Origin of the sequence: Aurantimonas sp. A3-2-R12 (genome assembly GCF_036016755.1) — a bacterium.
GTDB classification, from domain to species: domain Bacteria; phylum Pseudomonadota; class Alphaproteobacteria; order Rhizobiales; family Rhizobiaceae; genus Aurantimonas; species Aurantimonas coralicida_A.
The window spans coordinates 233,589-248,152 of record NZ_JAYXIH010000001.1 but is presented as its reverse complement, the minus strand read 5'-3'; the positions used below and the strand labels follow the sequence as shown (position 1 = coordinate 248,152).

8 protein-coding genes are annotated in these 14,564 nt (G+C 63.5%); 3 read left to right on the top strand and 5 right to left on the bottom strand.

Annotation, left to right across the window (positions count from 1 at the left end):
* Window positions 1–172 precede the first annotated feature (172 nt).
* From VSX60_RS01115 to VSX60_RS01105, 3 genes are all read right to left on the bottom strand, one after another.
* A complete protein-coding gene (locus VSX60_RS01115) occupies window positions 173–529 on the bottom strand; it encodes a hypothetical protein (protein WP_327622264.1) in 357 nt (118 codons plus the stop codon).
* Between the two features lie 97 nt (window positions 530–626).
* On the bottom strand, window positions 627–1,271 hold the full coding sequence (gene fixJ / locus VSX60_RS01110; protein ID WP_327622280.1) for a response regulator FixJ: 645 nt from the start codon (window positions 1,269–1,271) through the stop codon (window positions 627–629).
* Window positions 1,264–2,787: a PAS domain S-box protein gene (locus tag VSX60_RS01105; RefSeq protein WP_327622263.1), complete on the bottom strand. Its 1,524-nt coding sequence runs from the start codon at window positions 2,785–2,787 to the stop codon at window positions 1,264–1,266. Before VSX60_RS01105 ends, fixJ begins: the two co-directional genes overlap by 8 nt.
* A 248-nt stretch (window positions 2,788–3,035) precedes the next feature.
* Between VSX60_RS01105 and VSX60_RS01100 the strand changes: the two genes are divergently transcribed.
* From VSX60_RS01100 to VSX60_RS01090, 3 genes are all read left to right on the top strand, one after another.
* A complete protein-coding gene (locus tag VSX60_RS01100; protein ID WP_327622262.1) occupies window positions 3,036–4,046 on the top strand; it encodes a TRAP transporter substrate-binding protein in 1,011 nt (336 codons plus the stop codon).
* 96 nt (window positions 4,047–4,142) lie between these two features.
* On the top strand, window positions 4,143–4,625 hold the full coding sequence (locus VSX60_RS01095) for a TRAP transporter small permease (RefSeq protein ID WP_327622261.1): 483 nt from the start codon (window positions 4,143–4,145) through the stop codon (window positions 4,623–4,625).
* Window positions 4,622–5,926 (top strand): TRAP transporter large permease, encoded by a 1,305-nt coding sequence (locus VSX60_RS01090; protein WP_327622260.1) that lies wholly within the window; start codon window positions 4,622–4,624, stop codon window positions 5,924–5,926. The genes VSX60_RS01095 and VSX60_RS01090 overlap by 4 nt, the downstream gene beginning before the upstream one ends.
* Here the strand turns inward: VSX60_RS01090 and VSX60_RS01085 are convergent.
* The gene (locus VSX60_RS01085; protein ID WP_327622259.1) at window positions 5,923–7,257 is read right to left on the bottom strand and encodes an amidase family protein; all 1,335 of its coding nucleotides are present in this window, start codon (window positions 7,255–7,257) and stop codon (window positions 5,923–5,925) included. The genes VSX60_RS01090 and VSX60_RS01085 overlap by 4 nt on opposite strands.
* 289 nt (window positions 7,258–7,546) lie before the next feature.
* On the bottom strand, window positions 7,547–14,389 hold the full coding sequence (locus tag VSX60_RS01080; protein WP_327622258.1) for a hypothetical protein: 6,843 nt from the start codon (window positions 14,387–14,389) through the stop codon (window positions 7,547–7,549).
* Window positions 14,390–14,564 lie beyond the last annotated feature (175 nt).

Below are 14,564 nucleotides of genomic sequence, written 5' to 3'. Positions count from 1 at the left end.
GCAGCCGGTGGAAACGCCGGGTGATCGATCGTGAAGGGATGCGACCGCAAGGGCGACGGGGCGAGGGTGGAAGCGAGCATTGTTGTTTCCCTTTTCCGTTCTGGTGGGGAAACAATGGCGCCGATCATGGTTGCGCGAAATTCGGTTATGTCCTTAGGGGAATTACGTAGCCTCAACGCGTTGCCGGACTTCCGGCAATGTTTTCAAGCTTTTGAATCAAAGCGTTGCCCAGAAATGGCTTGGTCAGAATTGTCAGTTGGGCAAAGTCGGTCGGAGGGGGCCGCTTATCCATCAGAAAAATGACCGGCGCGCCGAGGCGTTCGAGCGCATCCCATTCGGAGGTGTGATCGCGCACCGCTTTTTCGTCGACGATCGCGCAGTCCAACCATCTGACGCGCGGCGATGCGAGAGCCGAGGTGAGTCCGGCATGCGAATCCACCTCGTACATTTCCGCTTCGAGCGCGAATTCGAGCGATTTGCGAAAATCACGGTCGGGCGCCACGACAAGAATCAGGCCGATTGTCTCCACGATACGGGGTGCTCCGGACATATGCGTCGCGAGCCGGGCAATGCCCGACCCTTGTTGGTGCACTATCGTTCTTGGAGAGGCCGCGCCATGCGTCAGATCAATTTGACCGGTCCCGTGCGCTCGTCGCCGTCCGCTCACCACCCATGTCCACCAGCAGTGCCATGCGGACAAGTTCGGCAAGGCTGCCAGCCTGCATCTTCGCCATGATATTGGCGCGGTGAACCTCGACCGTGCGCGGGCTGATATTGAGGTCGAAGGCGACGGATTTGTTGGGAAGCCCTCTCACAACGCCAGACAGGACCTCAGATTCGCGTTCGGTCAATGTCGTGATCCTGGCTTGGATCGCCTGAACATCGACGCCGTCGAGTCGTTGCTCGAGCTCGGCGGCGGCGCGATGAATCGCCGCGATCAGCACCTCATCCTCAAACGGCTTTTCGATGAAATCGAGCGCACCGGCCTTCATGGCTTCCACCGCCATCGGCACGTCGCCATGGCCGGTGACGACGATCGCCGGCATCAGTGCTTGCGCGTCCTTCAGACGATGCAGCAAGTCGACGCCGCTCATATCCGGCATGCGCAGATCGGTCACCAGGCAGCTTTTCCCAAGTCCGGGCGCGGCGGCTAGTAAGGCCGTCGCCGAGCCGTGCACGCGCACAGTGAAGCCGACCGTGGTCAGCAGGAAGGAGAGCGACTTTCTCACCGCCTCCTCGTCGTCGACGATGTGGACCGTATAGTCACCGATCTCCATTCGAGACCTCCTTCATCGCCGGCAGCGTAAAGCGGAATGTGGCGCCGCCCTTGTCGTTACCACTCGCCGATATGTTGCCGCCATGGGCCTCCACGATGCGCTTGGAGATGGCGAGGCCGACGCCCATGCCGTTGGGCTTCGACGTGACGAAGGGTTTGAACAACCCGGCCGCGATCTCGTCGGTGATTCCGGTTCCCGTGTCGGCGACCTCAACCACAACATCGCCGCGTCCGTTGGAAGCCGTTCGGATGAAAAGCTCCTGCACTTCGCTGCCGCGCATGGCTTCCATCGCATTGCGCATGAGATTGACCAGTACCTGCTGCACCTGAATCTTGTCCGCGATGACCATGTCGGCGCCGGGACTGAACTCGAAAATCGACCGGACACCCATCTGCCGGGATCCGACCAGCGCCAGCGCGCCGGCTTCCTCGACCAGCACGCGGATATTTTCCGGCGTTTTCTCGGTTTCCCCGCGTGCTACGAATTCGCGCAGATGCCGGATGATCTGACCGGCGCGGAGCGATTGTCGGACAATCTCTTCCAGCGCTTCGCGCATGCGGATCGCCAGCGCGTCGTCCATATCGCGCAGCAGCCGGGTGCAACCCTGGGCATAGTTGGAGATCGCCGACAGAGGCTGGTTGAGTTCGTGGGCGAGGGTCGATGCCATTTCGCCGAGATCGCTGAGGCGTCCAAGCCTTGCCATCTCGCCCTGGATTTCCTGCAGCCGCGCCGCCGACTCCTCGCGCTCCGTCAGATCGCGAATGAACCCGGTGAAAAAGATCGAGTCGCCCATCCTCATCTCACCGACCGCCAGCTTCATGGGAAAGGTGGAGCCATCCTTTCGCTGTCCGACCACGACGCGATCAACGCCGATAATCCGCTTTTCGCCCGTGGTCAGGTAGCGTTGCAAATAGCCGTCATGCTCACCGCGATAGGGTTCAGGCATCAAGACTCGGACGTTCTGACCGACGATCTCATCCACGCTATAGCCGAACTGGCGTGTCGCGGCGGCATTGAAGGATACGATCGTGCCGTCTTTCTCGATGACGACCGTCGCATCAAGGACCGTGTCGAGGATCGAACGCAGGTGCATCTCGCGGGCATCGAGGACGCGTTCAGTCGTCGCGATCAATCCAACAGCGTGGCGCAGCGTCGCACCGGTCAGAGCGACAACGCCGCCCACCGTCACAAAGCCGGCGGCGGTCAGAAGATCGCCGGCGGGCGCTGTCGATGACCTGCCGAAATAAAGCGAGCCGGTCAGGGAGAGGACAAGCGCGAGCAGACCTGGCCAGATTCCCCCGGAGATGGAGGCGAAGAGAATCGCTGGCACGAACCAGGCGATGGGCGGATCATCGAAACCGCCCGGCAGCATAATGCCGAGCGCGACCGTTGCGACGACGGCCACCAGTGCCAGGGCATAAGCCGGAAGCCCTTCCGTCCGGACTGCGCCGACCGCCCGCAGCAGAGGGCCTTTTGCTGCATTACGTGGCACCATTGGTTGGTCGGACATCGCCTTAGAACCTTGCTGGAGCATTTCGGGGCCAGAAAACAGTAAACTCTGACAGGATCAAGAGAGCGCGGCGGCACGGATCTTCGGTGGGGCAGCCGAGGGACGGAAGCGAAGACGATCCACGTTGACCCCATGAAACCCTTGGATATAGTGACCGCAAAAAGACGATGCAGAGAAAATATTGCATTGCAACAGCAACGGCGGTGAATGGACTTTTGGCCTGGCGCTGTCAAACCGGAGGGACAAAAATGAACAGCTTCAAATTGTTTGGAGGAACCACCGTCGCGCTTGTCGTCACCATGGGCGTTGCGACCCTCGGTGCTACGGCTCCGGCTCTCGCCCAGATCAAGCTGGTCGGGGCCAGTCAGTTCGACGAGAACCATGCCTTCACCAAGACCATGCGCAAGTTCGAGGAGCTGGTGAAGGCCTGCTATACCGACGAGCCGGTCGAATTCGAGATGCACCTGAACTCCGAATTGGGCCTGGAAAAGGATTACGTCGCCTATATGAACCAGGGCCTGTCGGTCGACTATGCCGTGGCGTCTCCCGCGCATATCTCGACCTTCTCGAACATGGCGCCATTGATGGACATGCCGTTCCTGTTTCGCGACGAGGAACACTGGAACAAGGTGCTTGAGCAGGATTTGCTAAAGCCCGTCGCCGACGACATCCTCGAAAAGGCCGACATTCGTCTCCTCGGCTATGCGGGCGGTGGCACCCGCAATGTTTTCGCCAACAAGCCGGTGACCAACATGGCGGAGCTCAAGGATTTGCCGATCCGCATGCAGGGTGCGCCGATCTGGACGAGCGTTTTCGATGCGCTGGGCGCCGCGCCCACAGTCATTGCCTATAACGAGGTCTATAACGCGATTCAGACCGGCGTGATCGACGCCGCCGAGAACGAAGCGGCCGGCGTCGAGCAGATGAAGTTCTACGAGGTCGGGCCTGATCTCGCTTTGACCAAGCATGCGATTACCATCCGTCCGCTGTTCATCTCCAACAAGACCTATCAGGGGCTGCCGGAGAAACTGCAGGGATGCATCGACGGGGCAGGCGCGGAGGCTGGCAAATTCGGGCGCGATATCGAGAGCGGCGAGGATTCCAAGAAGCTGCAGGCGATGGTCGACAAGGGCTGGATCAAGACCCACGAGTTCACCGAGCGCGACAAGATGCTGGAGGCGGCCAAACCGGTGTTGGAGGAATATGCCGCCGAACTCGGCGCGACAGACGTCCTGAAGGCCATACAGAACGTGCAGTGACGACGGATCGGTTGAGCTGCGCCGGGGCGAGCCATGGCCCGCTCCGGCGCGACTCTGCCACCACTGGTTTCGTTCGTTTCACCTCACAGGACGATCATGACCCGCGTTCTCGACGCCATCCACCTCGTGCTTAGGCTAGCGCTTGGACTGCTCATTGCCGGTCTGCTCGTCCCAGTCACGGCGCAGATCCTTTCCCGGTTCACCGGGATCGTCCCGCGCTACATCTGGACCGAGGAAATTGCGCGGTTCTGCTTCGTCTGGATGATCATGGTCGGCGCCATGTGCGCGGTGCGGGACGGCACGCATTTCGACCTGGAAGTGCTTCCGGTGTCAGCCAACGCCAAGGTCGAGGCGGCCAAACGCATTTTCGTCCAGCTCATGATCCTCGCGGTCGCCCTGATCTTCATCTGGTATGGCTGGGACTTCATGCTGTTCGGCTGGTACCAGAAGTCGGAAATCGCGGCCCTGCCGATGAACTGGATTTTCGTCGCCTGGCCTTTGACCGGCGTGGTGACGACGCTCTTCGTGATCGAAAAGATCGTCGAGGAGATCGCCGTCGCCAAAGGTACCGCGGCATGACGCCGGGCACTGTCGCGAGCATTTTGTTCGGTCTTCTGTTTCTTCTCATAATCCTGCGCGTGCCGGTCGCGTTCGCCCTGGCGCTTGCCTGCATCCCGGTTTTCTTCATCGAGCCTCGCCTGACACCGGTGCTGGTGCTGCAGGAGATGTTCCGCTCCTACAATTCCTTCGTCCTTCTGGCCGTGCCGTTCTTTCTGCTCGCCGCCAATTTGATGAACGCGGCCGGAATTACCGACAGGCTGATCCGCCTGTCCCGCGCGATGGTCGGCCACCTGCCGGGCGGGCTCGGCCACGTCAACGTGGTCGTCTCGATGTTCTTCGCCGGCATTTCCGGCAGTTCCACCGCCGACGCGGCGGGGATCGGGTCGCTGCTGATTCCGCAAATGAAGAAGGAAGGTTTCTCCCCGTCCTTCTCCGTGGCGGTCACGGCCTGTTCGTCGGTGATGGGCGTCATCATTCCCCCGTCGATCCTGATGGTCGTCTGGGGCGGCTTGATGTCGGTGTCGATCGGCGGCCTCTTCGTCGCCGGCATCCTGCCCGGCATCCTGATTGGGATGGCGATGATGGTGGCGGTGTACGTCTATGCCCGCCGGCATGGCATGCAACCGCACGGCCGCGCGACGCTTGGCGAATTCGCCAGCGCTCTGGTGGGGGCTCTGCTGGCGCTGCTGACGCCGGTCATCATCGTTGGCGGTATCGTCGGCGGTCTGTTCACGCCGACCGAAGCATCGGTCGTCGCTGCGCTCTATGCACTCGTTCTTGGCCTGATCGTCTACCGCGCGGTCGGTCCGCGCGAAGTCGCCCATGTCTTCTATGATACCGGCCGGTTTGCGGCGATCGCCCTGTTCTGCATCGGCACCGCGAGCGCCTTTGGCTGGACGCTGGCCTATTTCAGAATTCCCGCGGCCCTTGTCAGCTATGTGCAAGTCCTGGATCTTGGAATCGTCGAAATGGGTTTCGCGGTCGCGATCGCCTTCCTGATCATCGGCCTCTTCATCGACGCCATTCCGGCCATCATCATCCTCGGCACCGTGCTCTATCCGGTGACCCTCGAGGTCGGGATGCACCCGATCCACTTCGCCATGATCGGCATCATCAGCCTCGCCTTCGGTCTGGTGACGCCGCCATACGGGCTCTGTCTGCTGATCTCGTGTTCGATCGGCGGGATTCCGGTGAAGGCGGCGATGCGTGACGTGGCGTTCATCCTGCTGCCGATGCTGACCATCCTGGTGCTGGTCGTTCTTTTCCCTTCCATCACACTCTGGCTACCACGCCTCTTGATGCCGCAGTTCGTCAACTAATCCTTCGACGCGCCACGTCGGGCGAGAGGCTCGAAACATTGGGCGATCGCGAGGATATCCCAGTCCGCTCCGCCGGGGCCAAAGACCATCAGACCCGTCGGCAGCGATCCGGCGGCATGCATCGGGATCGTCGCGGCGCAACCGTCAAGACAATTGACCGTCGATGGATTGCGTAGAACCAGGGCGTTGAGCCGATCGTAATCGGCCTCCACCTCCGCGATCAGCGGCGGAACGATCGGAATCGTTGGGGCGATGAAGGCGTCGAAATCCGCCGCGAGACCGACAAAGGCGGCCTGGGCGGCGGATCGCTCCACCCGCGCGTGCTTTTCCTCGTCCGGCGCGAAGCTCGCCGCGGCCATGATCCGCTTGAGCACCCGCGGGTCGCCGACCGTCTCCAGCGCATCGAGATGATCGGCGTGGACGCGGTGCGCTTCCGAGGCCACGATCACCCGATTGATCGCTCCCGCCTGGGCGAGGGCCGGCATGTCGACGTCGACTAGCTCGACGCCGTTGTCGGCCAGCACCTGGAGGACGGAGGCGAAGTCGGCAGCCACCTGCTCGTCGAGGCCCTCGGTGAGAACCGTGCGGACGACACCGATTCGCAAACCCTTGGTTTCCCGTCTTGGCAAGGTTGGCGGTGACTCGCCACTGAGGACGGCATGGACGCCAGCGCAGATCCGGATATCTCTGGCGAGGGGGCCGACGCTGTCGTAGGACTGCGACAGCGGAAAGGCACCGTCGAGCGGCACCTTCGCTTGGGTCGGCTTGAAGCCGGCCAGCCCGTTGAACGCGGCCGGGATGCGCACGGAACCGCCGGTGTCCGATCCAAGCGCGACATCGGCGAGGCCGAGAGCCACGCTGAGCGCGCCGCCCGACGTCGATCCGCCCGGTATTCGCGACGGGTCGTAGCTATTGCCGGGCGTGCCGAAATGCGGATTGAGCCCGACGCCGGAATAGGCGAATTCCGACATGGTGGTTCGACCGAAGGGGATGGCGCCCGCCGCTTTCAATCGTGCCACAGCGGTGGCGTCCGCTTCGGCCGGCGCTCTGTCGGCCAGATAGACGGACGCCGCCGTGGTAATCTCGCCAGCTTCATCGAAGAGGTCCTTGATCGAGATGGTCAGGCCGGCGAGGGGGCCTTGCCGCAGGGTGGGGTCGCGATCAAGCGCTTCCGCCGCACGCATCACTTTTACCGCATCGAAGCGGGTGAAGATTCTCCCGACCGCCTCATCGCTCAAGGCTTCAACCCGGCCGATCGCGGCGGCTGTTCGCTCGGCCGCTCGAAAGCTGAGACGGCCGGACAGGCGGCTTAGAGGCGAGAGGCCGGGCATGGGAATTCCTCCTGCTTGTCAGCGGCAGGCCGAGGCGCCGCCCTTATGGTTCGACAGAGCTCTGCTTGGCTCGTTTTCGGGTGAACGGTGGCCGAAGGACACGCCTTCGCCGTAGGCGGCATGCTTCACTCACCAGGATTTTGTCGGTCGTCCTCGTTACAGGACCGGGGACTCATTCGGGTCCCTGAGCCGTCGAACGTTGGAGACCTCTTCGCCAAGCTCGACCATGCCGATTTTCTCGATCAGCATGGTCGGAGCGAGGCGCTGAACGTCCGATTATCCGCCTCGATCAGCCGTCGAACCGGCCCGAAGCATGGGCCAGCATGGTGTAGACCTTGCCCGTGTCCGACGTGAGATAGGTCTTTGTGAGGTTGTTCTCAGGATCTTTCTTCGCGATATCGCCGAGCAAGCTCTCGAAGTCTGAGAGATAGCGGTCCACGGCCTTCTTGAACTCGCCGTCGCGCTGATATTTGCGACGGATTTCGTCGAAGGTCTGCTGCCCCTTCATCGTGTAGAGACGGCGGGTAAAGACGTTGCGTTCGCCGCTGCGATAGCGGTCCCACAGCTCGACCGATGCCTTGTGGTCGATGGCCCGCGCGATATCGACGGACAGTGAATTCAGCGAGTCCATCACCGAGTCTGGCGAACGGGCCGCTTGCGGCGAACGCACTGCCGGCTGCGGCTCGTCTGGATTCAACGCGGAACTTCCACCCTGCTCCTCGTCGCGCGAGGCCCGACGCAGAAGGTCCGACACCCAGCCGCCCGAACGGCCGCCAGCTTCAGGAGGGCCTGCCGTCTCGCCTGATTGTGCCGCCGGGCGCATCGGCAACGAGTGGTCGCCGCTGGGCCGAGGCTCGGTCGAGCGCATCTCGGCAGACTTTGCCGGTGTGGTTCCCGTGCGGCTTGGCGGATCAAAGTTCGAGCCGCGCAGGTCCCGCGCCAGATTTCCGTCAGTCATGAAGGACGCCGCGATCTGCTCCTCGACATCGCGTTCCTGCTCCTCCGTCAGCTCGGCATCCGGGGAGGGCTGCGTTGTCTGCGGTGCCACCCGGCGCTTTGCGCTGGCCGGTTGCGGAGCCGCCGCAGCGGACCGCGTCGGCGCCGCGCCACGAGTCGACACGTCGAAGGCGCGGCCGGATTGAGAGACGACTTCGGAAAGATCGCGCAGTGCCCGGATCTGGTCCGAGACCGCCCGCCGCATCGCCTCGGTGCTCGTGCGCGTTTCCTCCGGCAATTCGACGACACCGCGTTTGATCTCGCTTCGGGCCGCTTCGAGCTCCTGGCGAATCTCAGCGGCAGTGCGGCGCATTTCCTCGGTTGCGCCTTCGAAACGCTGGCTCGCGTCCTCGATCACCGACTGGACCGCATCGCGCATGGCCTCGGCCGTGGCACGCGATCGTTGTTCCGCTCCCTGCATCTTGCGATCAGCCTCGCCGAGGGTTTCCCCGACCTCGGAAGAGAGCCGCGTCGAGATCAGACGGGAGCGCTGTTCGGTCCGATCGAACAGGCCGTCCATGACCCCCTCGAAGGAACGCATCAGCTCGCCGATTTCCTCGGAGCGCTTTACCAGCCCGGCTGAGAGCTCTTCGATGCCGCCATGTCCACCCTCCAGGGTGGAGCGCAGCGTGGCCTCGCTGGTATCGATGAGTTGCACGGCCTCTGCGAGGACGGCTCCGTGCTCCTGAAACCGGTCGGCGATGCTGGCGACCTTGGAGAAGGCGGTCATCGACAGCTTGTCGAGACGCTCGACATTGCTTTCCAGAAGGCGCGAGGACAGCGAGATCGAATTGGAGGCCTGCTCGGCGCCCTGCGTGAAGCGCGTCCCGCTCTCCTGCAAAGTCGCGTCGATTGCACCGAGATTGCTCGCGGTTTCCTCGACGAGCCCGCGCAGCGAACCACTCGTCTGCGACAGGCGGCCGATCAGGGATCCAACCTCGTGCTGCAGCTGATCGCGCATATCCGCAACGAGGCCGACTGCGGTTGACGTCTTCTCGTCCAATGCGCCGAGAATCTCGTTGGAGGACTGATTGAGACTATCGATCGTTTCGCTGGCCCGCCGGCCGAGCGCGGCGACGAGAGCTGCGTTCTCCGCCCGGAGGCGCTCGGAGGCATCCCTGGTACTATGTTCGAGCAATTGGGCGAACTCGGACCCGTTCTCGCCGAGGCGATCGAACATCGGCCGGGCCTCTTCGTCGAGAATGCGCGAGATATCCGCCGTGCGCGCGCTCAACAGTGTGGTCAGATCGCGGGTCTTGGCATCGAGTTCCTCGCCCATCATCCGGGCGCGGGCCGCGATGGCCTGCTCGGACTGACTCATCCTGTTCGACAGGTCTTCGCCGACCGTTCCAGCGCTTTCCAGGAGTTGCTCGCGGGCGCGCTCGGTCTCGACCCGGATCGCGCTCGAAATCGAGGCGAGGTGGTCGGCGAGCTCGCGGCTCCGAACCATCATTTCCTCGCGCGCGCCGTCGGCGTCGCGAAGCAGGCTCTGCGAGGCGTCCGTAACGTCGCCGCGCAGTTGCGAGGCAACCTCCATGACGCCGTCACGCATCGACTGCGATGCGTTGGCGAGCTCGCTGCGGATAAGCTCCGTTGCCCCGGAGAGTTCGCTGCTGAGCGTGTTCGAGCTCAACATTTCGGACAAGCGCTCCGAAACGCCGGCAAGTTCCTCGGTAAAGCGCTGCGAACGCTCCTCAAGGGTTCCCGCCACGCGGTCGGTTTCCGTGCGCAACTGGTACGAGGTGCCGGACAGTCGGCGTGCAAAGCCTTCCGTGTTTTCGCGCAGCGCGACTTCCGCCACTTCGGTCATTTCACGCATCTTCGCCGAGGCATTTTCGACCTGGCTCGCGATCTCACCGGCATCGACGACAAACCGCTCGCGGCTTTCGTCGCCCGCCGAGCGAATCCGCTCGCTGGCCGCGCCGATCTGGGCCGCGAAGCTCTCGGTGTTGCGGGCCAGCTGGCTCTCGACGGACGTGGTGATCCCGGCGAGGCTGTCGACGAGGGCCAGACGCTGTCCGGCGAGTTCCTCGCGCACGCCCTGTCCCTCTTCGCGCAGGCGACCCGACAGATCGGCCATGGTCCTGGCAAGTTCATCCGCTTCGGTGGCGAACCGCGTGCGCGATTGCTCGGACAGCGAACGGATCACTTCCGCCGCGCCGCCGATGTTTTCGGCGATCCGGCCGCCTTCACCGACGAGGGTGGCGCTGGCCTCGGCCGAGCGGCTCGCCAGATCATCGGCCAGGGCGCCGAGGCGCTCGGCAAGACGATCGGCTTCGCCGGCAATCTTGACACGGGCCTCTTCTCCGGACGCCAGGAACAAGCGATCGATGCCGGAGACACTTGCGGAAATCTTGTTGCCTTCGGCTTCGAGGCTCTCGCGGGCGCGGCCCGTTTCCTCGCTCAACGCGGTGGTGGCCGCCGTCACCGTCTGACGGAGCGACTCCGCGATCATCGCCGCGCGATTGTTCAACGTACGCTCGACATTGCCGAGGCCTCGCTCGAGCGCGGCGGAGATCGCGTCGGTCCGCTCGTCCAGCGCGCCGGTGAGGGTAGTCGAACCGGTTTCCAACGCCGATACGAGATCGTTGCGCCGAAGCTCCAAGGACGACGAGACGTCACCGACACTTTGCTCGATGGCGCGGCGGACGTCATCGGCACGGTCGCCGAGTGTTGCGGCTGCGGAGCGCGCGGCTTCCTCGACGATCGCGGCGAGGCTGTCGCGACGCTCTTCAAGCACCGAAGCGAGGCGTAGATCGGCATCGAACAGCGCGTCGCTGATACCTTTGACGCGATCCTCGATTGCCGCGGCGATCGACGCGCGGCCGGAATCGAATTCCTCGCCGATCCGAGCCGTGCGCTCGTCGAGACCGGCAAGGAGTGATCCCTGCGAGCCGTCGACAACGGCGTGAATCGCCGCCATGCGCTCGTCGAGACCATCGACCAGAATGGTGCGCGCCTCCTCGACAATGCCGCGTAGCGCGGCCGTGCGGGCATCCAGCCCTTCGCCGACGCGCATCACCCGATCGCCGATCTCGTCGGCGATGATGCGGGTACGCCCGTCCAGATCACCGATCAACGTCTCGCGACCTTCGGCCATGACGGAGCGAATGGTCTCGAAGCGGCCATCGAGTTCGTCACGCAGAGAGGTCGCGACCCCATCCGCCGCGTTTTGTAGCTGTGCGGTCCGTTCGTCGAGACCCTCGACCACGAGGGACAAGGCGCTCTCGATCGCCGCGAGCTGGGACCCGGCGCTGACAGCGATCCGATTTCCAAAGTCCTCGGTCCGCTCGTCCATCTCGCCGCGCAGGCGCTCGGTGTTTCTGTCGACGTCTCCAACGATCGCAAGGCGCGAATCCTCGATGACGGTTCGCAGCGACTGGACGCGCTCGGAGAGCTCGTCGGCGACATGGCGCACGGCGTCGTCGAAGCCGCCGGAAATTCCGGCAATTCGTTCGTCGAGCGCGGCCAGAAGGGCGCTGTGGCTTTCTTGCGAAGCCGACCGCAACAGGCTCGTTCGTTCGTCGAGCGTCGTGCGCATGGCTTGTTGGCGCTCGTCGAGAAGGTTGGCCAACGCGCTCGTCCGTTCGTCGATACCCTTGGCCAGGGCACCCTCACTCGCGCCGATGAGGTCTTCCATGCGAGCAACGGTTTCCTCGATGGCGGTAGTCAGGCTGGAACCACGCTCTTCGAGGTTGCCGAGCAGACTCTGCTGCGCGAAAGCGAAGGACGCGTCGAGATTCTCGCCGTGAGAGGCAATGGTCTCTTCGAGCGCGCTTGCCCGGCCATCGAACGCCGTACGCACTCCTTCCGCCCCGCGTTCGATCGAGGCCTCGATCTCGGCGCGGCGTTGTTCGAGCAAGGTCTCGAGGCGCTCCGCCGTCCGCTCCAGGGCAGCGTCCATCTCGTCGGCCCGCTGCGCAATATTGTCGACGCGGCTGTCACTGGCCAGATCGAAGGCCAACAAGCGATCGTCGATGGTGCCGGCGAGCTTGCCCGTCCGTTCTTCCATCAGACCGTCGAAGCCCGCAACACGCTCGTCAAAGAGGGCGCGCAATTCGCTCGTGCGGGCCTCGAGCGCCATCTGCGTCAGCGCTACCGCATCGCTGGCTTTCATCGAAAGATCCGAATGGCCGGACTGGAAGGCCTCGACGATCTCCTGTGTCCGCTCGGAAAGCACCCCCGCGAAGTCCTTGGTGCGCGTCTCCAGAGCCGCCGTGATGCGATCGGTCGAACGCTCGATCGCATCGGCCCGCTGTTCGATGTTGGTGACCAGCAAGCCGCCGCGGTCGGCCAATGTGCGATCGATCGACGCAATCCGTTCGTCGAGATCGCCGATGGTCCGGCTGTTGGCGTCGGCGAGAATCTGGGTGGCGCGCTCGGTGCGCTCGACGAGGCTGGTGTCGAGGACCTCCAGGAAGCGTCCGGATTCTTCCTCCAGTTTCCGGCTGCGCGAGTCGACGCTCTCGTTGAGACTGGTGAGGAACAAACCGTTCTTTTCGCCGATTTCGCGCATCCGCTCCTCGAACGCGCCATCCAGGCTGGCCAGGAAGGTTTCGCCGTCCATCGCGATGCCAATGGCACGGTCGTCCAGAAGGCTGGTGAGATCGGTGAGAAATTTCTCGCTGTTCGCCGCGAGCGTTTCGCCACGTGATTTCAGCAGGCCGGAGGCCGCGTCGCCAGATGCAACAAGGCGGCTCTCGATGTCTTGGCTTACGGATTCGAGCTGATCGAGGAGTTCCACCGACCGGTTCTTGATCTCGGCCGTCCGATTTTCCAGCAGGCGCCCGACCTCGTCGCCGGTCGCGCTCAGCCGTTCGCTCGCCGCGTCGCCGGCCCCAGTCAGCCGGGCCATCAGGCTCTCACTATTGGCGGCAATGGTCTCGCTGGCGAGGCGGCTGCGCTCCTCGAACATGGCGATGAAATTCTCGCTACGCTTCACATGGTCGCGGGCAAATGCCTCGCCGCGCTCGTCGAGCAGACTGGTGAAACGCTGGGATGCCTCCTCGATCCGCTGCAGGATGTGTTCGGACGTCTGATCGACATCCTCCACGAGCCGCTGATGCGAACCGACGACGGAGGAGCGGAGGTGCTCGGCGTGCGACAGCATCGCCTCACGCTCTGTTCCCAGATCCTGGACGAGCGTGCGAATCTTGCCTTCGTTGTCGGCATACGCCCGTTCGAGGGCACCGACCTCGGTGCTGATGATGTTCTCCAGATCGGAGGTGCGCGACAGTGCGCGCTCGACGCCCTCTCCGAGAGCGGCCACCTCACGACGAACCGCCTGGCCGACGCTCATCACTCGTTCCGTCGCGATCGTTTCGGGCTCGGCGAGACGCAGTGCCACTTCGGCGAGCGAACGGCTCGTGAGGCGCAAATCGGCGGCACGGCGGATCATGACGGCGAAGGCGAAGATCAACAGAACCGGGACGAGGGCGACGGCCGTCAGCAGGAGCAGGTCACGCTGCCGCGCCGGACTGACCAGGCCGCTGGAAAGCGTGGCGACATCGATGCCATAAAGACCCGATGCCATGAAGCCGACAAAGCCGATCCAGGCGATCGATACGGCAAGTGCGATCCATATCGGAGCGCTGGAGGCCCGCCGGTCGAGCAGCGCTTGCGCCATGACGGTCGTGCGTCTTTGCTCGTCGTTGGCGGCGGACTGGGCGTAGGCGCGCGGCGGTTCCGCGCTCCGAGGCGCCGACGGTCCCACCGTCGCGGGCTCACTAGCCTGTTGAGGACGCGTGGAAGTGCCGCTATCGCGGGACGGTCTCGCAGTCGAATCCGGCGCGATATTTGACGGCCGAGCTGCTTTCTCGCTGGGAGCCGCACTTATCGGAGCTTTCGCACGGCCACCGCCGACCAGGTCGGAAACCGAAGCGCGTCTTGCTCCGCCAGAGGGGGCGGCGTTTTCTTCCGTACGCAGGCGGCCTGCCGTTTCATTGATCTGCCGCTCGAAATCGTCGAGCGAAAATTCGACCTTCGTCGCATCGGCGGATGCGCTTTCCTCGAGATGACCTGACGCCTCCTTCAGATCGTCCGTATTGCCCGGTTCCTCGAAATCGACCCGAAGCGCCTCTTCGATTTCGTTGACCGCGTCGTCGGTGAGCTGGTCGAAGGATTTGGTCTTGGACATCGCTGTCGCGCCTCAATACTCGTTACTATGAACCCGTCACGCCGACGGTCGCCGCGGCGGAGCAAGAGAGTAGCGCCCCCAACCGATGCGGCATGCGCAGATGCCTGGTCGACCGGAGGCGGCTGACAGGCAGTTTCGCATGCTTCATGCTAGTTAGCGACGTCGTTGAAAGAAA